The organism is Rheinheimera sp. 1928-s (genome assembly GCF_029269265.1).
Classification (GTDB): domain Bacteria; phylum Pseudomonadota; class Gammaproteobacteria; order Enterobacterales; family Alteromonadaceae; genus Pararheinheimera.
Genome location: NZ_JARIXP010000001.1, coordinates 1,070,315 through 1,095,068 on the forward strand (window position 1 = coordinate 1,070,315; position 24,754 = coordinate 1,095,068).

Annotated in this window: 15 protein-coding genes; 14 read left to right on the forward strand and 1 reads right to left on the reverse strand. The window is 44.1% G+C overall.

The features are described 5' to 3' along the window. The first annotated feature begins 14 nt into the window (after positions 1–14). From P3C17_RS04770 to P3C17_RS04815, 10 genes are all read left to right on the forward strand, one after another. Positions 15–1,220, forward strand: a complete 1,206-nt coding sequence (locus tag P3C17_RS04770; RefSeq protein WP_300928341.1) for an FAD-dependent monooxygenase — start codon at positions 15–17, stop codon at positions 1,218–1,220. A gap of 275 nt (positions 1,221–1,495) precedes the next feature. Then, positions 1,496–2,575 (forward strand): glycine cleavage system aminomethyltransferase GcvT, encoded by a 1,080-nt coding sequence (gcvT, locus tag P3C17_RS04775; RefSeq protein ID WP_300928342.1) that lies wholly within the window; start codon positions 1,496–1,498, stop codon positions 2,573–2,575. Positions 2,576–2,773: 198 nt separating this feature from the next. After that, positions 2,774–3,163 (forward strand): glycine cleavage system protein GcvH, encoded by a 390-nt coding sequence (gene gcvH, locus P3C17_RS04780; protein ID WP_127021213.1) that lies wholly within the window; start codon positions 2,774–2,776, stop codon positions 3,161–3,163. A 174-nt stretch (positions 3,164–3,337) separates the two neighbouring features. Further along, on the forward strand, positions 3,338–6,229 hold the full coding sequence (gene gcvP / locus P3C17_RS04785) for an aminomethyl-transferring glycine dehydrogenase (protein WP_300928343.1): 2,892 nt from the start codon (positions 3,338–3,340) through the stop codon (positions 6,227–6,229). Between the two features lie 350 nt (positions 6,230–6,579). Then, entirely contained in the window at positions 6,580–7,572 is a 993-nt protein-coding gene (locus P3C17_RS04790; protein WP_300928344.1) for a PD-(D/E)XK nuclease family protein, read from the forward strand. Between the two features lie 29 nt (positions 7,573–7,601). Then, the gene (locus P3C17_RS04795; RefSeq protein WP_300928345.1) at positions 7,602–10,220 is read left to right on the forward strand and encodes an AAA family ATPase; all 2,619 of its coding nucleotides are present in this window, start codon (positions 7,602–7,604) and stop codon (positions 10,218–10,220) included. A gap of 308 nt (positions 10,221–10,528) precedes the next feature. Beyond that, complete coding sequence (locus P3C17_RS04800; RefSeq protein WP_300928346.1) at positions 10,529–15,637, forward strand: hypothetical protein; 5,109 nt, start codon at positions 10,529–10,531, stop codon at positions 15,635–15,637. 269 nt (positions 15,638–15,906) lie between these two features. Then, positions 15,907–16,584 carry a hypothetical protein gene (locus tag P3C17_RS04805; RefSeq protein WP_300928347.1) on the forward strand — a complete coding sequence of 226 codons (678 nt, stop codon included), beginning with the start codon at positions 15,907–15,909 and terminating at the stop codon, positions 16,582–16,584. Between the two features lie 157 nt (positions 16,585–16,741). Then, positions 16,742–17,803, forward strand: a complete 1,062-nt coding sequence (locus tag P3C17_RS04810; RefSeq protein ID WP_300928348.1) for an ImmA/IrrE family metallo-endopeptidase — start codon at positions 16,742–16,744, stop codon at positions 17,801–17,803. 392 nt (positions 17,804–18,195) lie between these two features. Further along, positions 18,196–18,438 (forward strand): hypothetical protein, encoded by a 243-nt coding sequence (locus P3C17_RS04815; RefSeq protein ID WP_300928349.1) that lies wholly within the window; start codon positions 18,196–18,198, stop codon positions 18,436–18,438. Between the two features lie 356 nt (positions 18,439–18,794). On the opposite strand, the gene P3C17_RS04820 is transcribed toward P3C17_RS04815, so the two are convergent. Then, on the reverse strand, positions 18,795–19,664 hold the full coding sequence (locus P3C17_RS04820; RefSeq protein WP_300928350.1) for a CPBP family intramembrane glutamic endopeptidase: 870 nt from the start codon (positions 19,662–19,664) through the stop codon (positions 18,795–18,797). A 958-nt stretch (positions 19,665–20,622) separates the two neighbouring features. On the opposite strand from P3C17_RS04820, the gene P3C17_RS04825 reads away from it, so the two are divergent. The 4 genes from P3C17_RS04825 to P3C17_RS04840 form a co-directional block, all read left to right on the forward strand. Then, entirely contained in the window at positions 20,623–21,972 is a 1,350-nt protein-coding gene (locus P3C17_RS04825; RefSeq protein WP_300928351.1) for an alginate export family protein, read from the forward strand. 680 nt (positions 21,973–22,652) lie between these two features. Next, positions 22,653–23,510 (forward strand): type II CAAX endopeptidase family protein, encoded by an 858-nt coding sequence (locus P3C17_RS04830; protein ID WP_300928352.1) that lies wholly within the window; start codon positions 22,653–22,655, stop codon positions 23,508–23,510. Between the two features lie 274 nt (positions 23,511–23,784). Further along, positions 23,785–23,949, forward strand: a complete 165-nt coding sequence (locus P3C17_RS04835) for a helix-turn-helix domain-containing protein (protein ID WP_300928366.1) — start codon at positions 23,785–23,787, stop codon at positions 23,947–23,949. Between the two features lie 68 nt (positions 23,950–24,017). Then, positions 24,018–24,754, forward strand: a 737-nt coding sequence (locus P3C17_RS04840; protein WP_300928353.1) for a zinc-binding dehydrogenase, incomplete at its 3' end; no start/stop codon positions are given.

The window sequence follows — 24,754 nt, forward strand, 5'->3', positions numbered from 1 at the left end:
GGATCTTATTACTTATGTTAGATCTGGATATTTGTATCGTCGGCGCAGGCAGTGCGGGTTTAACCCTTGCATTATTGCTTGCCGACTCACCGCTTAAAATTGCCGTGCTGGATAAAGAACCGGCGCCAGAGCTTATAGCTCCCAGCTTAAAACGGGTTAGCGCGCTGAATCAGGCGTCAAAACGCTTGTTGAGTCAGCTTGGTGTTTGGCAGGACTTAACATCAGCTGCGCCTTACACCGATATGAAGGTATGGGAAGCCGATAGTTTTGGCCGTATCGAGTTTTCTGCGCTGGAGCAAGGTTGTGACGAGCTGGGCTGGATCGTGGATAACGAACAGCTGCGTGCCGTGCTTTACAGCAAACTGAAAAGCAAAACCAATGTCAGTTGCCTGTTTCAAAGCACCATTTTAAATATCAGCAATAGCGAACAACAAAACCTGCTGACGCTGCAAGATCAAAGCCCAATGCTGTGCAAACTGCTGGTAGCGGCAGACGGCGCTAACTCTTTTGTGCGCCAGCAACTGCAAATGCCTATCGCGTTTTGGGATTACCAGCATCAGGCCTTAGTGGCACAAATCCGCACTACTGAAGCTCATCAAAGCTGTGCCCGTCAGGTGTTTTTACCGACAGGCCCACTGGCGTTATTGCCATTAGCTGACCCGAATCYGGTTTCTATTGTCTGGAGCACTAGTCCGGAGCAGGCCGCTGAACTGCAAGCTATGCCAGCCGATCAATTTAATAAAGCCTTAACGGCGGCCAGCAATTCGGTATTAGGTTTGCTCTCTATCGAGTCAGACCTCAATAGCTACCCGCTAAAAATGCGTTATGCCAGCGAATGGGTGCTGAATAAAACTGTGCTGGTGGCCGACGCTGCCCATACGATTCACCCGTTAGCGGGGCAGGGCATGAACCTGGGTTTAATGGACGTTGCCGCATTAGCAGAACTAATAAGTAAGCAAATCAGTGCGCAAAAGCCAATTAATGAAGAACGTATGCTGAGAAGTTACGAACGCTGGCGTAAAGCTGAAGCACAAACCCTGATCGCCGCTATGGAAGCCTTTAAGCAAGGTTTTGGCCGGCAAAACCCGGTGCTGAAATTAGTGCGTGGTATAGGAATGTCGCTGACTGACAAACTACCTTTCGTAAAACAAAAAATAATGGCTGCGGCTTTAGGTGATTCTGGCGATCTCCCAATAAGGGCGAGGCCTGCAGCCAAATAAGCAGCTGTTAAAAGGCCTAAAATGGCAGGGTTATATGCTGTAACCCTGCTATTCGCATTATTAAATCTAATCCAAAAGGGGCTGTTGGCCTCTGGCCCCATCGGTTATAATCCGGTTCATCTTAAAAATGCCATTCGGTTATAAGCAGATTTCTGTGACAAGCGAATGACAAGTTCCTGAGTAGTTTGAAGTTGCATAACGCGGCCTGAAAGCTCCAGCAGCACAGGCCAGAACTTATTGACTGCTTCGGCAGCGAGAAACTGGAAGAAATACAGATGGCCCAAAAAACAGTGTTATTCGCCAAGCATGTAGAATGTGGCGCAAAGATGGTGGACTTTCACGGCTGGGATATGCCGCTGAACTACGGTTCACAAATTGAAGAACACCACCATGTCCGCCAGGACGCTGGTATGTTCGACGTCTCTCACATGACTATCGTTGACCTGCAAGGGCCAAACACCCGTAATTTCCTGCGTTATTTACTCGCCAACGACGTCAACAAACTGACTGTGTCAGGCAAAGCCTTATACAGCGGCATGTTAAACGAAGCCGGTGGCGTAATTGACGATTTGATTGTTTACTTCCTTGCTGAAGACTTCTTCCGCTTAGTAGTGAACTCAGCCACTCGTGAAAACGATCTGGCCTGGATCAACAAACAAGCAGCCGAATTTAATGTCACTGTGACCGAACGCCCAGAGTTCGCCATGATTGCAGTGCAAGGCCCACAAGCCAAAGCCAAAGTAGCCACCTTATTAACAGAAGAGCAAAAAGCAGCTGTTGCTGGTATGAAGCCATTTTTTGGTGTTCAGGCCGGTTCTTTGTTTATTGCTACTACTGGCTACACAGGCGAAGACGGTTACGAAATCTCTTTACCTAACGAAGAAGCCGCTGACTTCTGGCAAAAACTGCTGGACGCTGGTGTAAAACCAGCTGGTTTAGGCGCTCGTGACACCTTACGTTTAGAAGCAGGCATGAACCTGTATGGCCAGGATATGGACGAAACTGTGTCTCCGCTGGCAGCCAACATGGGCTGGACTATTGCGTGGGAACCAAGCGACCGTAACTTTATTGGCCGCGCTGCCTTAGAACAACAAAAAGCTGCCGGCACTATGAAGCTGGTAGGTTTAGTGATGGAACAAAAAGGCGTATTACGTCACGGCCAAAAAGTTGTGACTGAAGGCGGCGAAGGCGAAATCACCTCTGGTACTTTCTCTCCTACTTTAGGTTTCAGTATCGCTATGGCCCGTGTACCAGCTTCGACTGGCGACACAGCCGAAGTGGATATCCGCGGCAAACTGGTTCAGGTGAAAGTAGTGAAGCCTAACTTTGTTCGTATGGGTAAAAAAGTAATTTAATAAATACAGCGGCTTGCTTTATCTGAAACGTTTTTGTCTAAGAAATAAACAGATAAGGTGAGCTGCCTTATGCTTGCGGCAAAAGCGTAGCTTCGCTATGTTGTTTGCCAGAGTCAGTCAGTAGACTGGCTGCGATCAAATAGCAGATGTTTAAACAGATAACTAAAAGCCACCAAGGTCTGATTTAAGGAATTTAAAATGAGCAACATCCCTAACGAATTAAAGTACGCTCCGTCACACGAATGGGTTCGTGACGAAGGCAATGGCGTTTTCACCGTAGGTATTTCTGAGCACGCTCAGGACCTGTTAGGTGACATGGTATTTGTTGAATTACCAGACGTGGGTGATGTAGTTGCTCAGGGCGACGACGTAGCTGTAGCTGAGTCTGTAAAAGCAGCATCAGACATCTACGCTCCGGTATCTGGCGAAATCGTTGCAGTAAACGATGCATTAAACGATTCTCCAGAGCTGGTTAACAGCGCACCATACGGTGACGGTTGGATGTTCAAAATCAAGATTTCTGACGAATCTGAACTGGCAGGCTTATTAGACGCCGCTGGTTACCAGAGCGTTGTTGACTCTGAATAAGTCGACGTTAAGTATCTAGAAAAGCCCTGTTTGCACAGGGCTTTTAATTTGTGAAAACATTTAGCGGGCAGGGGAAACCCAACCCAACAGGGATTTTACAAACAGCTGGGCCAAAACCCGACGCTGTGCGTAAAGATCCAGCATATTGTTAAGACCATTTAGGAACTTCAAGGCATGACCACTTCAGCTGTGAAAACCCTGTCGCAACTTGCGAACCATCAGGAATTTATTCAACGCCATATAGGCCCGGACGCTAACGAAACAGCAGCTATGCTGGCTGAATTAGGCGTAAGCAGCATGGAAGAGCTGATCGCACAAACTGTGCCTGCTTCCATTCGCCTGCCAAAGCCATTGGCAACTGGTGAAGCCACAACTGAAGCGGACGCTCTGGCGTACTTAAAAGCTGCTGCGAACAAAAACAAAATGTTCAAAAGCTACATTGGTATGGGCTACCACCCAACACTGACACCAAACGTGATTTTACGTAACGTGTTAGAAAACCCGGGCTGGTACACTGCGTACACCCCATACCAGCCGGAAATTGCTCAGGGCCGTTTAGAAGCTCTGCTGAACTTCCAACAAATTTCTTTAGATTTAACAGGTATGGAGCTGGCATCCGCTTCATTACTGGACGAAGCCACTGCAGCTGCTGAAGCTATGGCGCTGGCTAAACGTGTAGCCAAGAGCAAAGCCAATACCTACTTTATTGCTGACGACGTACACCCACAAACGGTTGACGTAGTGCGCACCCGTGCGGAAATGTTTGGTTTTGACGTGATCATTGGCAAAGCCACTGACGCAATCAACCACGACGTCTTTGGTGCTTTATTACAGTACCCTTCAACAACGGGTGAAGTGCGTGACGACAGCGCTTTAATCGCTGCCTTACAAGCGAAAAAAGCCGTAGTAGCAGTAGCCTCTGACATGATGAGCTTATTGTTATTAAAATCGCCAGGCGAATTAGGTGCAGACGTTGTATTAGGTTCTGCCCAGCGTTTTGGTGTGCCTATGGCTTTTGGTGGCCCACACTCAGCATTCTTCGCTACCCGTGACGATTACAAACGTTCTATGCCAGGCCGTATCATAGGTGTGTCGAAAGACCGTCGTGGTAATCAGGCTTTGCGTATGGCAATGCAAACCCGTGAGCAGCATATCCGTCGTGAAAAAGCTAACTCTAACATCTGTACTGCACAGGTGTTGCTGGCGAACATGGCCTCTTTCTTCGCTGTGTACCACGGCCCAGAAGGCCTGAAAAATATCGCACAACGTATTCACCGTTCTGCTGACGTATTTGCAGCTGGCCTGCAAGCCAAAGGCGTGTCTTTAGTTCATAACACTTGGTTTGACACTGTGACCTTTAAAGTGGCTGATCGCGGCGCAGTAGTAGCCCGTGCTATCGCTGCTGAAGTGAACTTACGTACTGATATCGCGGACAGCTTAAGCGTAAGCTTCCACGAAATGACAAGTGCTTCTGACATAGCTCAGCTGTTTGATATAGTCCTCGGCGCTGGCCATGGCTTAGACGTAACCAAGTTAGACGCTGACATCGTTGCTAAAGGCTCAAACTCTATTCCTGCAGATTTAGTTCGTACTTCCAAGTACTTAACGCACCCGGTATTTAACCAGTACCACAGCGAAACTGAAATGCTGCGTTATATCAAAAAGCTGGAAAACAAAGACTTAGCACTGAACCACTCTATGATTTCTTTAGGTTCGTGCACCATGAAGTTAAACGCTACAGCCGAAATGATCCCGGTGACCTGGCCAGAATTTGGTTCACTGCACCCGTTCGTGCCACGCGACCAGGCTGAAGGTTACTACGACATGATTGGCGAACTGGCCAACTGGTTAGTAGAAATCACAGGCTACGACGCTGTGTCTATGCAACCAAACTCAGGCGCACAAGGCGAATACGCCGGTATGATCGCCATTCGTAAATACCACGAAAGCCGCGGCGATTCACACCGTAACGTCTGTTTAATTCCTGTGTCTGCGCACGGTACTAACCCTGCAACAGCAGCTATGGCGTGCTTTGAAGTAGTACTGGTAGATTGCGACAAGAGCGGCAACATCGACATGGCCGATTTAAAAGCCAAAGCCGAAGCCGTATCAGACAAGTTAGCCGCCATTATGGTGACTTACCCTTCCACACACGGCGTGTTTGAAGAGTCTATCCGCGAGCTGTGTGACATAGTTCACGCGCACGGTGGCCAGGTGTATATGGACGGCGCTAACATGAACGCTCAGGTAGGTATTACCTCTCCTGGCTTTATCGGTGCTGACGTATCGCATTTAAACCTGCACAAAACCTTCTGTATTCCTCACGGCGGTGGCGGCCCAGGTATGGGTCCTATTGGCGTGAAGAAACAATTGGCTCCGTTTATGCCAAACCACGCAGTCGTTAAAATTGAAGGCACTGGCGCGGACAACGGTGCAGTATCTGCCGCACCATTTGGTAGCGCAGGCATTCTGCCAATCAGCTGGATGTACATCAAAATGATGGGTGGCGACGGTTTACGTCAAGCCACTGAAATGGCGATTTTAAGCGCTAACTACATGGCGAAAAAACTGGGCGACCTGTTCCCTGTGTTGTACGTAGGTACCAACGGCCGCGTAGCGCACGAATGTATTATCGACATGCGTCCACTCAAAGAAAAAACAGGCGTGACCGAAATGGACATCGCCAAACGTTTAATGGACTACGGCTTCCACGCCCCAACTATGTCATTCCCGGTAGCCGGCACGCTGATGATCGAGCCTACTGAGTCTGAAAGCAAAGTGGAACTGGACAAATTTATCACCGCCATGACTTCTATCCGCAATGAAATTGCCAGGGTAGAAGCAGGGGAGTGGACTGCAGACAACAACCCGCTGCACTTCGCCCCTCACACTATGGAAGATATTTTCGACCCAAGCTGGGACCGCCCATACGAGCGTCAGTACGCTGCATTCCCTGCACAGTACGTGGCAGAAAACAAATTCTGGCCAACAGTCACCCGTATCGACGACGTATACGGCGACCGCAACCTGATGTGTGCCTGCCCTAGTCCGGAAGATTATCGTTAATCGAAGGGGGTCAGATCCAACACCGCGCAGCGGTTTGGCTCTGACCCCAGTTTTCCAACTGGGGTCGGGCTTAGCTGATTGCAGGTGGTAGATGATTAGCTATTGATTTGCTTTGAAACCCGCCCTTTGAGGCGGGTTTTTTTATTACCTGTTGATATCAAAGATTGAGATGCACAATATTAGATGATGATAAGTTTCCCCAATCTCGAACAATTTTTATACCTTTACATCTTTCGGAGATGCTAATCTTAAATTTCGTATTTTATTCGTTAAATCAAAAGGGAAGCTTACCCTCAGTGATTTAGTATTGAGCCGTAGAAAGCGGTTCTATTTTATTTATAGGGAAATTCATGCAGCCGAATCTATTTCATTTTGCAACTTCAGAACTATCACAAGATGCATTTCTATGCTGGTTTTTGTCATGGGCGTCCGATCACAATAAAGATGCTAATGCACATCTGAATGACATCGCAAAATCCTTTATGGCTTTAATTTATAGTCGCGCTGAGCTGGACGTACCTGCTGTTTTTTCAACAGTTGAAGTTAAAAAGCAGGTAAACGGCATAGACATTCTTTGTATTGTCAATAATGACATGGCCATTTTGATTGAGGATAAAGTAGGTACAAAACAGCACTCCCAGCAACTACAAAGATACAAAAAATACTTGCTGGAAGACCTCGGTTTTACTTCTGAGAAAGTCATTCCTCTTTATATTCAAACTAGAGACCAAAGCGATTATCTAGAAGTTGAAGAGCATGGTTTTCATGTTATCCGACGTTGTGATTTGTTGGCGATATTCGAGGGTGAGAAAGGAATTATTGCTTGTGAAAAGAACGATATACTTCACGATTTCAGTGATTATCTGCGAGAGCTTGAAAACGATATACAAAGCTATGCAACATTGCCAATAAGTGAGTGGACTTGGAATTCTTGGATTGGGTTCTACTCAGAGATTCAAAAACATCTTCAATGTGGTCATTGGGGTTATGTCCCAAATCCGGCAGGTGGTTTTCTAGGTTACTGGTGGCATTCTATTGAAGCAGAGGGTTGCTCAGTTTATGCTCAGTTAGAGATGGAAAAGTTCTGTTTCAAAATATGCGTATATGACCACGAACAAAGAGCAGAACTTCGTCATTTATGGCATGGAAAAATTAAAGTTGCGAGCCTAAAACATGGTTTGAGATCGATGCGGCCTAAACGCTTTGGAAGCGGTGACTACATGACTGTAGCGATATTGGAGCAAGAGTATCGAGTAACAAACTCGGATAGCCGAATCAACCTTGTTGAAACACTAAAGGTTCTTAAAACTGCCCAACTTGTAATAGATGAATGCTTATCTTGATAACTGATTTTTAAAAAGGAATTAATTTCATGATTAGGAACGAATTTCAACGATTTATGCAGACATTACAAGGGGCAGGTGCAACGGACCCTGTCCGTAAACTTGCGAATACCGTTTTAGCTAATTTAGATGAAATAATTCCACTCGGTACTCATCAGGGGCAGCGCATAAGAAGAATAGTACAGTTGTCCCAAAATAATTGGGATAAAACCTCACCTGTTATTGACCCAATACCTGAAGGTATTGAAGACAGCGGCGTTAGGATATCCTCTCTAAAAAGATTAACCGTCGGTCCATTTAGAGGGTTTGCGAGGTCCGAGGTTTTCGATCTAAATAGCCGTCTCGTTTTAGTCTATGGGCCTAATGGAACAGGTAAATCTAGCTTTTGTGAGGCGCTGGAATACTCATTACTTGGAAATGTTGCAGAAGCTGAAAGCAAGCGTTTTAGAGATCAAAACGAATATCTTAAAAACGCATATGTGAATGCACTAAGACCGCCTCAAATTTTGGCAACCGATAGCTTTGGCAGTGATGTAAATATCGCGCCAAATGAGTCATTGTTTCGATTTTGTTTTGTTGAAAAAAACCGAATCGATAACTTTTCTCGTATTGCAGCCCAAGCTCCTGCAAGGCAAACAGAACTTATCGCAACGCTTTTTGGTTTAGAATCTTTTACTGAATTTGTTCGTAACTTTACGGCAGATATCGGTGGGCAATATATTGATCTGCAAGGTAAGCAAGCACTGTTACTGCAACAGAAGCAGCAAGCTCTTAATAGCGCTGTGCAACAGATTCAGGTTAGCACGTCAGAACTCCAGCGTATCACAAGGGAAGAACAAACTCTTTCCACCGCCTATAAGGGCGGCGTGACTTATGACCAAATGATACTTGAGCTGAATGGGTCAGAGCAGGCTTTAGGGCTAATTAATCAGCTAGATTCAGAGTTGCGCCAGCCACCACCACCTAGATCCAATTTAAGTAAAGCCATATTGGAAAACTTGGGTAGTGAGTTAGCAGTAATACTCGATGAATTAAAGAAAAAACAACAACAGCTTTCAGACGCGGGTCAGCAAGTATCATTCCAGCAGTTGTATGAAGCGGTGACGGCGGTTCAGCAAAGTAGTCCAGAATCATGTCCTGCTTGCAAAACGCCATTGTCTCATGTTGCCGTTAATCCATATTTGCATGCAGGTCATGAATTATTAAAGTTAAGGCAGTTAGCTGAACTTCAACAACATGAATTTTTGCTTCGTCAAAATGCCCATCAAAAGCTATTCAGCATCTGGCAAATATTAAATATATGTTTGCAGTTTTATCCACAAAACAACCCTTTGTCGGTATTGCAGCTCCATAACACTCCACCTGATTTGTCGTGGTGGGCACTGTTAATGGAGCAATTGCCTGATAATTACTTGCGATGGAATCATTTACAGGGTCAGGTTCAGCAACTTGAATTGCAAGATAAGGCAATAGATCAGGCTCTAGCTTTAAGAGACCGTAAGCAATTAGAGTTGAATCGACTCAGAGAATTTGAACGTCAAGTTTTGGTCTTAAATACACAAAAGAAGGCGGCACAAACCAATCAAGTTGAGGCTCAAAGACTGGTTGATACATTTCAAACTGAAAATGCTCAATTGATAGCGAGCGTAGAAACTGAAAAAGCTCTAATCGCCAAAAATCATGAAATCGTGTCGGCGTACAGCATATTTGTTCACAAACTCACAAGCTACAACAATCGATTACCAGCACAACTTGTAGAGGATTTGGGGGAGCTGGTCGTTACTTTGTATAACGCATTTAATCGTAACGATGCCCCAAACGAGTTATTAGCTAATGTTAGGCTTCCTCTGGCACAAAACCAGCGTTTGAGCATATCATTTCAGAACCAACCAGCGAATTCTTACGATGCATTACACATACTGAGTGAGGGGCACGTGCGCTGTCTTGGCCTCGCGATATTACTCGCCAAAAATCTTAAGGCAAACTCACCTGTATTGATCTTTGATGACCCAGTAAATGCGATCGATGACGATCATCGAGAGTCTATCCGCCGCACCTTATTTGAAGACAGATACTTTGCTGACAAACAAATAATCCTGACTTGTCACGGCGAAGAGTTTTTTAAGGATATACAGAATTTGCTACCAGTCGCAGAAGTGCAAAATTCTCGGCTATTTAGCTTCTTACCTAGGCTAGGTGAGCAGCACATACGAATTGATTTCAATTGTGCGCCACGGAATTACATTTTAGCCGCATCAGCTCATATTGACCGAAACGAGGTGAGGGATGCCCTCGCTAAATCAAGGCAGGCTTTGGAAGCACTCACAAAGCAAAAAGTGTGGAAATACGTAAGTCGATATGGAGACGGGAATTTAAGTATAAAGCTGCGCTCTGCGACATCTCCGATCGAGTTAAGAATGCTTACTGATCAATTGAGGAGCAAAATCGCAAAAGTAGATTTTGCCGATCAAAACAAGCAAATAGTTTACGAGCCTATAGATGCACTCCTTGGTATGAACGGGGAGAGCCGAGAATGGCGATATCTCAATAAAGGTACGCATGAGGAAAATGATAGAGCAGAGTTTGACCGACATACAGTGCAAACGATTATTGGATTGCTTGCACAGTTGGATGCTGTTCTCGGCTGATAACACTGAGGGATTCTTGTTTACACAATCAACATGGATAGTATTTCAATATGTTATCGACAAATGCTCGTTTTTCAATGTCACCTAGCAAGACATTGCATGCTTTAAGCGGCTCTTCTTTGTATGAATAGGATGCTAACGGGTTAAGTTTGGATTGAACATTGAAAATGAATTCAGTCTTAGTCGACAACAGCATAATGGAGGAAAAGTTTGTCGCATATCCTTGATATTTTTAAAGAAATGAGGCGTATATAGGGCGATTTATTCGTTTGTCGAAAGAACTCCTTTATCAAAGCGGAAGAAGAACTATGGAACTAAAAAAACAGAGTAATCCGTTTTCAACAGGAGGTGGCGGTGTCAATTTCGAAACAAGGGTTCAAGCGGCTTTTGCACTGTCAATATTAACTAAATCTTGTATTCCATGCTTGTCCAGGAAAATGAGAGCTAAGGAGCTTAAATTTCAGAACAAGTATGATGGAACAAACACTGATGATTTTGTCTTATTAGCCTCGGACAATGTTGGGCAAACCAGTAGTCTTTATGCACAAATCAAGCACCAGATTACTATTAGCGGAGATAAAGATTCTCTTTTTGCAGAGGTTATTAATAGCGCATGGAACGATTTTAAAAAAAGCACCTTCAATCGTGAACGTGACTATATTGCTTTGATAACAGGACCATTACCTAAATTAGATGTCAATAACACTCTACCTATTTTGGAGTGGGCTAAGTACTCGTCGAACTCAAAAGACTTTTTAAAAAAGTGCGAAACAGAAGGCTTCTCCAGCAAAGCAAAGATCCAAAAGCTAGAAATATTTAAGGCTCAACTTGCAAATGCAAACGGTGGATCTAACTTAACGGATGATGAGTTGTGGTTGTTCTTAAAAACATTCCAAATCTTACCTTTTGATTTGGATGCCCAGCATTCCGTTGTTGCTAATTTACTTTGTGCATTAATCGAGTGCTATTCTGATGAACCATCATCGCTGGTGCTGTCGAAGCTGGTTACTTGCGTTCAAGAATTTAATCAAAACGCGGGAATATTAACCCGCGATAATACTCCTACAGACGTAATACAGCTGTTTAGTAGCCCATGTAAAATAGACTTCGAAAATGACCTTAGAAAGCTCCAAGAGCGAAGCGAGCTTATTTTTGAAGGTATTTCGAACACAATAAAAGGTGTTCATATTGAGCGACTCGAGCAGTTAGCGAAAATCTCCGAACTTTATAATTCGAGTGACTTTTTGTTTGTCACTGGTGCAAGAGGAATTGGAAAGTCTGGAGCAGTTAAGGACTTCATATCAACTAAAAGTGATGATGTGCCAGTCTTCTATCTGCGGGCCGAAGACTTAGATAAAAGTCACCTTAACGATGTTTTTACATCCATCGGCATGATTTCATCATTAGGCCAAATTGAAGGACATTTTTCACTACTTAAAGAGAAGATTCTAGTTATCGAATCTTTAGAAAAAGTGTTGGAGCTTAATTACCCAGATACATTTAATGATTTACTTCAGTATGTAAAGAGACAATCCGGTTGGACCATAATAGCAACAGGACGAGATTATGCTTACCAGCAAATCATATTCACCTATCTACAACCTAGTGCTATTCAATTCAGTAGCGTGAATATTGATGAGCTCTCTGATGAACAAATTAAACTCGTTTTCGAACATTTCCCTGACCTAAAAAAATTGGCCTCAAATGACGCTTTACGTGGATTACTTAGAATACCGTTTTTTATCGATATTGCCGTCAGAGCTATTGTTAATGGTGCCGAATTTTCATCAGGCGATTCTGAAAAGGACTTCAAAGAAATCGTCTGGAAGACAGTAATTGCAAAGGAAGCGGATAGAAAGTTTGGGATGCCTGATAGGCGAAAACAGACATTCATAAATATTGCTAGAGAACGCGCCAAGAAAATGCTGTTTGGTATTCGAGCTAGTGGTTTTGACTCTGAAGTAGTGGCAAAACTTGAAGAAGACAACTTGGTTCTACGTGATGAAAGATCTTCTACTATCAGCCTAATGCACGATGTATTAGAAGACTGGGCGTTGGAAGAGTTTATTGAAGGTGAATATGCGGTAAATACAGGCGACGTAGTCGAGTTCTTATCAAATATAGGTAATGAGCCAGCTATGAATAGAGCGTTTAGATTATGGTTGTATAGAAAGCTTAAATCTAAAGATGACACAAATGAGTTTATAGAGAAGTTATTAATATCCTCTTCTATAGAAAGCTATTGGAAAGATGAGACAATCTCGGCAATTTTGCAATCTGAGTCGCCGGAAACGTTTTTATTCTTATTAAAGTCTGAACTCTTAAAAGACGATTGTTCTTTGTTGATCAGATTTTGCTTCATTCTCAGAATTACCTGCCAAAGGCCTAACCCAAAATACAACAGTTTATTAGTCAAAGATTCTAAAACAGGAATGCTAAAAACCCTCTTTTTGCAACCATTTGGGAACGGTTGGGGGGCTCTATTTAATTTTGTATTTCAAGTGAGAGAAAACTTAGGCAAAGCAATGACTACTCACCTAGTAGAAGTGATAGATCAGTGGTGCAGCCTTATAAATATATATGAAGATCTGCCTGATGCTTCGAAAACGGTTGGGTTATTAAGCTTATGGTTGTTAGATTCAGTAAAAGATTCATATCGCAAGGAAGAGAAAAGAAAAAAAATACTTAGTGCTTTGCTAAAAGTGTCAACTGCAATTGAAGAAGATTTTAATGTTCTAATGGAGCAAGATGTTTTTATCTCAAAGTGTTCACCCAGAAGACTTGGATATGTAGACCAACTCTCAAACTTAGCGCTTGTTGATACAGATGTAGCCATGTTATGTAAACGTAACCCAGACTTTGTCGTTAAACTCGCTTTGCATGAGTGGCTTCTAGAAGAACCCGAAGGTGATGAATTCGGGTTGAGCTCTTACGATAGTATGGATGTAGATGGGTATTTTGGGCTAGATCGAGAACGTGATTTCTTTCCTGCTAGTGGTGCGAAAGGGCCTTTCAAATATATTCTTCAGTCAAATCCCAAGCTGGGTTTAGATTTTATTATTAAGCTATGCAACATAACTGCACAAAAATATGCAGAGTCTAAATTCGCTGTCGCAGATGATAATGAACAGGAAACTTTTTATCCATATGAAACTGTAGTCAAGCAGGTAGTTATTCCGTTAAATGATGGATCTACTGTTACGCAGTATTGTTCTCCTCATCTTTGGAAGGGTTATAGAGCACTATCTACTTTACCTTATTTACTTCAGTGCTCACTCATGGCGCTCGAAAACTGGTTAGTAGATTACATAGATGAGTATGGTGAGAGCAATCAAATAGATTTGATCTTTGATTACTTGTTGCGTTTAAGCAATTCTGTTATGCCAACATCAGTGCTAGCATCTATTGCTACGGGCTTTCCAGAGAAAGTAGGAGTCGCGGCTTATCCATTATTAAAAACAACCAGCTTCTACTATCTAGATTTAATGCGTTCGTCTGAGGAAAGAGGGGAAAACGAGCTTCATTTCTTTAATTATAATCGAGACGTAATGTCTAAAATATATATCGAAGAGCGTAGGAGGGCTGCACTTAGAGCATGGAGAAACGAGTCTTTAGAAACTCTATTAACCAGGCTCCAACTGATCGCTAAGCATAGAGATTCTGCGTTAAAAATACTCGATGAATTAATAATTGAAGCAAACTCTAGTAACGAGAAAAGTCTTAGATATATGGTACATCGAGTTGATACTAGAACTTGGGAAGCTGTTGAGGATAAAGAAAAAAATAGAGTAATACTTCAAAGTACATCAGATCTTCCACAAGACTTAAAGGAAGATCAGCAACAGTTTTATGAAAGGAGTAAAGCGGATAATCAAGCTACCAAACTATACGTATGGGTTAACAAGTTATTCAATGACGGAGTATTTGAAAGTAATAACTTTGATTCTTATTCCAAAGCGCTATTAGCGGCTAAAGAACTACTTCAGTCATTACAAAATAATAAGCTTGAAAATTTTGCAGGCTTGGCAATTGGAACAATCACAAGAGTTGCAGCCGTTTGTATTCGCGATGCTCTTGAAAATTTGAGTAGAGAAGATCAAGATTGGTGCTTTGATATTATCTTAGAATCGATATTCATGCATGCCGATATTATCAACGGCACCACAACTCACGATAAGACTGATCATTACGGTGCAGGGGCATGTGCATTTGTTCTGCCGAAGTTGTTTGATTTAGAACTAGATTCTGAAAAAGAATCGAACTTGAAGTATGCATTAGCAACTGCCCTTACCCATGCAAACTTAGATGTTGGCCAAAATCTGGCCAAAGGAATAAGAGAATTTCTTTGGGCAAGAAACGCAAAACTGGCAACTAATTTTGTTATTGGTGCCATTGAATACGCTAAATTTAGAAAAGATAGCAGTCAACAAAGACAGTTTTACCACCTGCAAAATGGAGAGTTGCAAGCCGCTCTTGAGAGCTGGAACAATTTAGTCAATACATTTCGAGCTGATTTAATCGCAGGGAATCTGGAACAGTCCTTTAACACTATTAGTTGTGACAGTCATTCATCATGGTTTTTCCACTTGCCTATGTTAATGATTCCCCTTGCTCCTAAAGAAGACAAGTATATTCAACTTGTGAGTAATATAGTGATTTTGACTTATGAAAATGAGTATAAAGATCATCAGCAAAGCGATGATGAAAAAATTCATCATGACATTGTAAAGTCTATTAAAGACTGCTTAGTAGAGCATATTGTTCACTCTAGAAATAATGATTTTCTACCTTTTAAAGATCTACTTATATTAGGTTGCCGTAAAGCACCTAGTTTTATTTATTCGATTGTTTTGTCATTTAATGTGTTGGTAGAAAGAGAGGGGAATTATAATGAAGCATGGCGTCTTTGGTCTCTGCTGGAATCAGAGCTGCATAAGATAGCTATAAATGATATTGATGATCAGTCTAGCGATCGTTACCAAGGTGACCTTAATCGATTGTTAAGGGGAATGATGTATGCAGATACATCTTGGCAGGGAAATGAAAATGAAGAAATTGACATGAAAGCAGGAGCTGCTTATTTGTTAGGGTTTGCAAAGCGTTCTGCTAATAATAGTAATGTGTTCGAAGCATTAGCGTCATTGATCTATAACTTCTACAATGTATTTTTTGATGAAGGTATCAAAATTCTTGCTCAAAAGTACTCAGAAAATCCGCAATTAATTTCTAAGCAAATTAACACTTCCTTCTATTTGGAAATGGTTATTGGAAGATATTTGCAAATGGAAAATAGAGGAACACTCAGTAGAACAATGTATGAAGTTTGTCTTTCTCTGCTAAATGGCATTGTTGAGACAGGGTCAGCTAGAGCATATTATTTACGTGAGCACTTGATTCGTTCGAAGCGAATAAAGTAATAGAAGTCACTTGTTAGTTCTTTTAGCTAGTTGATATTTAATTACATGGACACTATGGAAGTCCCACGATCTTTGCTGGCTCTGGAAAACAGAATGGTTGTGTTTATTCCAAATTAAATAATTTTTCTGAAGGAAGTTTGGTGTTGGGTTTTGCCTCTTGCACCGATATTTAAGCGATGGAGCAGTTCATAGTCTATAAACTCTTTTGTCCGATGAAACCCAAAGATGTTGCCAACCAGCTACTTACACAACATCAAAAGGAATTGATAGTGCAAGACCAAGTAAAGCAAGCAGAGCCAACGCCAAGCTTGAGAAAGTTAAAAGTTTTTATGTTCGTGTTTACCGCAGCTTTTTGTATCTGGATGCTGTTTTATCCACGTTATGACTCTATGGAGCTGTTTGCCGGGCTGTTATTTTTCCCGGTCGCTGCAGTGCTTGCCTTTGCGAAACCAGAGGTTTTTGCACTGGATAAGCTTGAGCGAGTAACCACAGGGGTGAACCTGATCCTTCATATTATGGCGGTAGCTGGCTGTGTCACTTTAAGTCTTGTGCTCCGTATCAGGTTTTCAAACGAAGTCCTTTTGCTGCCGTTCTTTGTGCCTATGGCTTTGCTTTCGTCCTACATAGTCTGGGTGCTGGCGTATCGGTTAAGTTGGGCTTCTGTTGTTGTTTTAGGTGTGTTCTACACGCACAGTCTGATTATTTTGAGTAACGAGCTAAACCCGGCTGAAACTGAAGTTGTGATTAGCGGCCCTGTGGTAAGAAAGTACATAAGTACCAAGCCCCAAGCTCACATGTTGGTGATGCAGTATAGAAAAGAGAAACGACATATTCAGGTAGGCGAGGGGACTTACGAACGCACTGAAAAAGGTGATTTAATTTGTATTAAAGACAGAACAGGCTGGATTGGCCTTACCTCGGTTTGGTATGTGAAATGCCCTTCCTGAGTTGTTTATTTACTGGGGTAACGCCCGATTGAAGTTATTGTTGATAGAGCTGGGGGCTTGTTAAAAGTCCCTGATTGCCCTGAGATCGCACTTTTACCACTTTCCCGAAAACCCTACTAAGCTTAACTGATTGTTTTTTGTACCAAAGGTAACAGTTATGCTTGCATCAAAAGATCAGATTAAAGCCGACAGGCTACGAATGAATAACCCTTATGCTCATATGGACGAAGACGGCGGCTTTAGTGCTTTGCTGCCTGTTTATGTGGATAGTGGGAATCAGGATCCTTATTTATCGCTCAACAACGGCGATAACTCCGACGAAATCTGGCCACAACTTCCACTTACTCAAAGCATTTCGAGCGCGTTGGCGCAAGTTTCAGCAGCGCAAACCCCTGACTTGGCCGCTTCGAACTTCTACCAGCAGGGCAGTCAGAACCCTTATGCCGCCTACCATAATATGGATGACGACAGCGGCCCTGTTGCCCCACCTTTACCGCCTATTTTGACCTTTAGTCAGCTCACCAAAGCGGGCAATGGTGCTATTAAAGTGGCTGAAATTGAGGCTTTAGTGGAGCAACTTAAGCTGGCTATTTGGCAACAAAAGCATTTGTTATGGCCACAGGGTATTCCATCGGACCCCGTAGAAATGCTCGATCCTAAAGTCGCTTTGTATTTACTGGGTTATCAGGTGTATGAACGTCACACCCTCGGCGAGATTGAGCCCGGTATAGATGTGGCTGGCAGCATAGATAAAACCTCCAAACGAGTGGAGTTATCCAGAACCATGCGGCCCGAAGTGATGAACTTTACCGCTGCACATGAAATGGGCCACGCTGTGATGCATCAGCAAAGCGGCTTGCACAGAGATAAACCTTTGGATGGCAGTAATGCAGGCCAGCGTGATCAGATAGAAAAAGAAGCCGATAAGTTTGCGGTGCTGTTTTTAATGCCTGAAAAGCTGGTTCGAAGCCGCTTTGCTGAACGTTTCCCGCAAGAGGTACTGCAAGCCGAGGCTTTGGCTTATCTGCTGAACCGTTCAGGCGATCGCAAACTAGCGAAAACTTTGTCGAGCCAAAGAGGGTTGTCGCGCGCTTTGGCTGAACTAAGCAGCATTTCAGGCCAGCATGTATTGTCGCTGGCAGAGATGTTTAAAGTATCCAGAGAAGCTATGGCGATACGGCTTGAAGAGCTTAAGCTGGTGCCGGAGATTAAGTTTTAGAGCGGGCAGTTAAGGACAATGTTCTGGGCTGCACTGCAATAGCTGTTAGTTGTCTATAAACTCATAACGTTGATGTCGCCCCGTAAAGTCTGATCGGGGCGGCAAAGACCACCTTTATATCACTGCTATTGCTCCGGCTTCGCCAAAAACAAGGTAAAGCCGAGCCACTCAGGGCGTCCGGTTGTTGTCAGTACGGATGCCTGTTTTTAGTCAATCCGGGCTGAATAGATTTAGAAGTTTGTGATGGAAAGTAAAATGGGAATGCCAGCCTTGGTAGGCTCAAAAGCTGCCAGCGTATTCCTCCATAAGTCTTAATCCGGCCCATACACTCCAAAACCTATAAATGAAAGAACATCAAAACCTATAAATGATTGCAGGATATAGAACAAAATTTGGCGAAAACCAGATTCTGGCAAAATGCCGATCATAGCCGTTTAAACAAAGAGCAAATCAAAGTGCTGAACCGCTTGCTGGACGGCGACTTTGCCGACGGCATCAGCGGCAGCCAATACGAAAAAGTAGCCAAAGTAAGCCGCGCCACAGCCACCCGTCACTTGGTGCAACTGGTAGAGCAAGGTTGCCTGGTGCGTACCGAAGCGGGTGGGCGCAGTACCAGATATAAAATTGTGGGTTGAAGCTGCGAAATTGGGTCAGAATTAAAGACCAATCGATCAAAAGTAAGCTGTATTCAAGGCTCACTACAGAGGCAGATCCTATGGCAACTCAGAATAATTGGGCAGAAAGGAGTGTGAGTGTTTCGGCGCTGGCAAAAAATCCGCTATCTGCAGTAGCACAGGGCGAAGGTTTTGCTGTTGCTGTGCTTAACCATAATCAGCCAGTATTTTATTGTATGCCTGCGAAAGCTTACGAGGCGTTAATGGAGCTGGATTTAGCTGCTTTGCCACCATGCTGAAGCTAAAAGTGCCATTTGTTCGCAGAGCAAATTTACAAAAGAGCCCTGATCGAGCTCTTTTGGTGTTCAGTTGCCTGGCTAAACTTCTACTTTGGCTTGGCCTTTATCTGGATTGGACTTCAGCAAAAACCAGCAGACAAGTCCGACACCGAAAATTAACGCTGTTCTCAGTAAATCCACGTAAAGCTGTGGTATTTGCAGCTGTAGATTATCCATCAGCCCCTGTTGAATTGAATTGACTGTGCCATGAGCGAGAGCTGCCGGCCAAAAGCTTCCGCTTCTGATGGTAAGCCAACCCAAAAATAGTGAAGCGCCAATCATCTGCAATGGAAATAAAACTAAGGCTCCGAAAATTGGATACTCTGGAAAATTATATCCTAGCAGCAGGCCGGGCAAATGCCAGGCCCACCAAATTGCAGCCAGCAGCATGATGCCGGACAGAACGCCAAACTCGCGGGTAAGTTGGCCTTGTAAAAATCCACGCCATGCAAACTCTTCTCCGGTAGCCGCAACTAAGTTGAAGACAGAAAAAACGGTAGCGGTTAGACCTACGTTGACTAAAAACAAGAACCAGCCTTGCATTCCTTCACCCAATAGCCAGGCTTCTCCAGAGACAGTGACACCAGCAGTCTGAAAGCTAAACCAGCCAGAGCTGGCAAGCCCTGCTGCTACTAACAACCCAACTACAGCAAAACCTATAGCGGTTTGAACCACTATACCCAAAGGTAAATATCCGGGCTTACCCAAACGCCAGAGGACTTCAGACCGAACCGCCGGGGTACGTATGATGAAAACCAGTGCTAGTAGCGATGGCGACCACATAACAACTAAGAATATGGCTTTAGTTACAACACTATCCAGGCCAAAAATCAGAATGGCGGGGATTTGTCCACCCCAACTCAGTGCAAACGCCAGAGCAACATATAACGCGATAGCATTTCGGCTCATTGTGATATCTCCCGTACAGATAATCGGTTCAATAACGATGATTGGCTAAAACAAAGCAACTCTGAGCTTTGCCAAAGTTCAGGCTGCTGTAACAACTTACAGATCAAACGACTCACTTTTCTGACCGGCTTTTTGTGGCGGCACTCTACAACTCATGGTGGTGCTGTTCGGCACGAAAATGTAATGAGATCTGTGTCATAGAAGTTTTGGATGACTTGTAGAACGTATCGATAAAGCCATCTGCTGAGCTACAAAGATGTCTTCTGATTTCACAAGTCTTGGTGAAAATTCACACTTTCAATACTGATGAGTCCCCATGCTTTTTGCTATGTAGGAGTCGTGGATTGCGTCAAGTATCAAATACACCTTTGCAGAATGGAATTTGTTTTTCATCTGACGATGAACTTATCCGCAAGATCGGCACCGTGGCAGCAGCTATTGCACCGAAATGAGCTTCAGCTCTGGTTCGAGTCGTTAGTACGGAGTCTCTGTAGTGTGTCGTTTTGAGCAAAAGCGAAGCGGAGTGTCAGGAATGGATACTATCTTAAGAGATAATATCGCCCCCCAAATTTAAATGGCAATCTTGGCTCACTCGAGGCTGTGTTACAGAACGAGGTTTAGCTAAACGCAGTCCTGCATGGCATTCCAATGGTTGGTCCAAAGGAGCAAGGCCCGTGAGCAGAGTTCTGATAATAAACCGCAGCTTTTCAGGTTAGGTTTTATCGGTATAACCGACGTTATTTTTATTCATGCCAAAAAGCCCAGGTTACGGGCACGAAACGCGCGAAATCGCACTAACGACAGCGAAATCCCGGCTTGAGCATTTAAGGCAGCGAGAGCGGGCAACACATGCAGATGTCGATATCCAGGCGATGGTCCATTCCTATCATCTGCTGCCTGATAAACCTGTCGTTGAGCATTAGATTGCAGCTGGTTTTGTAAAAAAGGAGGTTAAAAGATGAGAGTGATACTTGGTTTTATTTTATGTTTTTTAACCGCGGGCTCTGTTTCGGCAGACTCGCCGCCAGCTTATGAGCGGCTAAGGCAAAATGAAAACTGGTCTGCATGGTGTCAGGATAATCTTAATAGCGAATACTCATATAAATGTTTACGGCCGATAAAGGACAGCTTACTTAGTGTAGGAGGCGAAGGTCGTTGGCGATATGCGATTATGAATGGTGCTAATTGGCAGGATAAGACAGATGCCAGTGATGGTGCATTTTTCCAGCGCTATGTGCTTTTTGCGGACTTGCGCCTTTCTCCCTCGTTCCGGCTTTATACACAATTATACAGTGCGCTATCGTCAGGATTGGAACAAGGCCCTTCTCCCTTAGATGAAAACGAGTTGAGTTTTCAGCAGGCGTTTTTTCAGTTCTCAGGTGATGAGAGCTGGCAACTAACAGTTGGACGTCAAGAGTTGGCTTTGGGTTCTGGCCGTTTGGTTGACGCAAGGGAAGGTGCTAACGTCCGGCGTCGTTACGATTCTTTGCGTTTAGTGTTACAAGTTAAGTCCTGGCAGATCAATACTTTTGTTGGCCGTCCCTGGCAAACCTCTCAGGGAAGCTTTGATGACAGATTGGATCACAATCAGGCGCTTTGGGGCATTTATGCTGTGTCTAATGAGGATTCATGGCATAAATTTGATATGTACTACCTTGGCTACAGAAATAATGAAGCCCGCTATTTTCAGGGGGCAGGTGAGGAGCTCCGACATACTTTGGGCTCCAGATTGTGGGGAACAAGCGGAGATCTGACGTTAAATTGGGAAGCTATGTTGCAGTTCGGCCGATTTAATAACCAAGATATCCGGGCCTGGAGCCTTGCAGCTGATACGAGTATTGCATTAGAACTTTATCCATTTAGCAGCGCAGGCGTATCAGCCAATATCGCCAGTGGTGATAAAAATCAAGACGATAATAAACTCGGGACTTTTAATCCGATGTTTCCAAGAGGAAATTATTTTTCGGAGTTAGCGATCCTTGGGCCAAGAAATTTCTACAACATTCAACCCTATCTAAGCTTTCAACCCTATTCCGCTGTTAAGGTCACTGCAGCTGTGAATTTTTACTGGAGATTGTCAACTAAGGACGGGGTTTATGGTCCTGGCGGTAATTTGTTGAACACAGATAGCAGCTCTGATCGGCGCTATGTCGCGACAGAGTATTCTCTTAGTACAACGCTGAGCTTAACAAAATCAACCGCATTGACTCTGGTTTATGGCCGCTCTGTCCCTGCCGCCCTGGTGCAACAAACCGGTAGCCGGGGAGCAACGGATTATGTCGAGTTTACAGCCAAAGTGCTTTTCTGACAGAGAGGTGCTTTTCCATTTGATGACGAGGTTAGCCTGACAGTGGGCTCTAACCGAACGTTCGGAGTAAAAGAACATTAGGATGCATTTATTGCAATTTTTTTGAGTCTCAATGTGCCCTATAGTGCGAAACGTCGGTGATAGCACAGCTAGTGAAGGAGTTTCCAGCTGGTTGAGGTTGCTCGGAGTGATAAATACTGTGTTGCCCAAAATTCCCGCCCAATTGGTACTCAGCGATAAGTTTTCCAACCTGGTATCTGCAGAATTGAACCTGGCGATTCGCCTTAGCGAAATGAGAGGCAGCACCCTCAGTGGCCTTTTGTTGTCGGTGCTAAAGTTGGGTTTTACGCTATAAAAGCGTCATTCACAGCAGATATTGGCGGAAGAGGTTGTCGCCAGGGCTTCACCTTCATTTGTTGTGGTCTAAACATGTGCCTATAAGTCATCGTCTCAGGCGGTTCATCGATCAAGTGGCTGAATACTTCAGTAAGGGGTCAACCGCTATCTGAGAAGCGTAGCAACATAGAGCTTCAATTTATTAAACAGGAAAACACCCATATGCGACTATCTGCACAGAAGCCGGAGTATCTTTCTCTGGTCGCAGAACATTCATTTGTCAGAAGATTATTATTGCGGATTCCGCAACCTTTACATCTATTGAGCCAACAGAGATCACCAGGATGAGCCGTAATGCGATTGCTTTATATGTTTTCCTGGCCATAGCTTTAAGTTGGTGTGTGCAGATACCGGCAATCATGCTATTTGGATTAGACAGCGCGGTAATCAACAATATATTCATATTGATCATGTGGTCCCCAACACTGCTGGCAGTTGTTTTTATTGTACGTAGTCCTGTTGTACGTTTTCAGGTTCTCTGGCGTCTTGGGAAACTTGTGTATTTACCTCTGGGTGTAGTGGTGCAAACCGCTATAGGTTTTGCTGTGGTGGCAATACTGATTGCAGCAGGGCTGGCAACATCTGACTACTTTAGCTTCCAAACTACAGGAGTGGATGTTTCAGGTGCAGCCTGGCTGCTTGGTGACGGGACGCAAAGCTGGATATTTTTCTTAATTAACGTAACTAGTACTGCCATCGCCTTCTCTATACTGGGCCTTGTAGCTGCTACAGGGGAGGAGTTTGCATGGCGTGGCTTCCTGCAAGGGCAGCTTACCCGTCAGTTTGGTGTGTTGCCTGGCATTATGCTGCTTGCCGTCATTTGGTGGGCATGGCATTTGCCCGCCTTATTGATGGGATACAATTTTCCGGAGCATCCTTATATTGGCTCCTTTATCTTGTTCCCACTTCTAATGATCGGCGCATCCTTGTTTTTTGGTTGGCTAACAATCAAAAGTGGCAGTTTTTGGCCTGCAGCTCTGGCGCATGGCACAGTAAATTCGATCCAACAGGGCTTGATTGAAAATCTGCAACTGCAGTTGCCTCAGCTACAGGTAGATATACTCAGAACAGCATTGATACTGGGTGTTGGTATTATTTGCTTCTTCTTGCTTAGATTGGAGCAAAACAAAAAAGCCGGGTAGACCATACATTAAATTAAGCTTAATTCGAGAGTAGACATTTTGAACTAACGGCCCTCTGTGTGATCGGATCTTTCGACCAGGAACTACCCGATCACACAGAGGACCTATGCGCACGTTAGTGGAAGTTTTTTCTATATCTATGATTTTCTGCTGTTTTTATTCCTGACAGGGACAACACTCTGTTAACCGATGGCACACTTCTACGATAGATGATATCGTTATATTGACATTTCTAGATATAGTGATATATTAATTCCTATAGCAGCTGGGAAGTATCCAGGAAGGCGTAGGATTGAGCCAGTCGACGACGTCGACGTATTTGGCGTCACTGCAACGAGCAGGTCTTGTCACGTCCAAGCGGATGGGAGGATGGACGTACTACAAGCGAAATGAAGCGAATATCAAAAAATTGATAGAGCTCCTTGGTAAAGAGTTGTGATACAGCTCTTTTTTTGAACTCAATGCATCGATATATATCGATATGCAAATATATAGATAGGTGAGAATATGCGAGCGATGATTTTAAAGTCTTTTGGTGGACCAGAGAGTTTTCAGGAAGTGGTGCTGCCTAAACCAGTAGCGGGTGAGGGGCAGGTTTTGGTGAGGGTCCATGCGACTTCTGTGAACCCGTTGGACTATCAGGTTCGACGTGGTGACTATAAAGACTATGTGCCACTGCCAGCCATTACAGGACACGACGTGTCAGGCGTGATTGAAGCAGTAGGTCCTGGAGTGACGGCATTCAAGGCAGGTGATGAAGTGTGGTACACCCCTGAAATCTTCGTCGGTCAGGGCAGCTATGCCGAATACCATGTTGCTCATGAATCAATAGTGGGTCTGAAGCCCAAAGCACTGACACATCTGGAAGCGGCGGCACTGAGCTTAGTCGGCGGTACCGTATGGGAAGCACTGATTACGCGGGCCAATCTGCAGGTGGGTGAAACCATTCTGGTGCATGGTGGTGCAGGTGGTGTGGGTCATATTGCCATTCAGATTGCAAAAGCTACGGGTGCGCGGGTGATAACGACAGTGTCTTCGCAAAACGCAGAGTTCGTAAAAGGCTTAGGGGCCGATGTCACCATTGACTATAAGCAAACCGATTACATTGAAGCCGTGCTTGAAGCCACAGCTGGCAAAGGTGTGGATGTAGTGCTGGATACCATAGGTGGCGATACGCTGCAGAAAAGCCCGTTGGTACTGGCGCAACTGGGGCGAGTGGTCAGCATAGTCGACATAGCTACTCC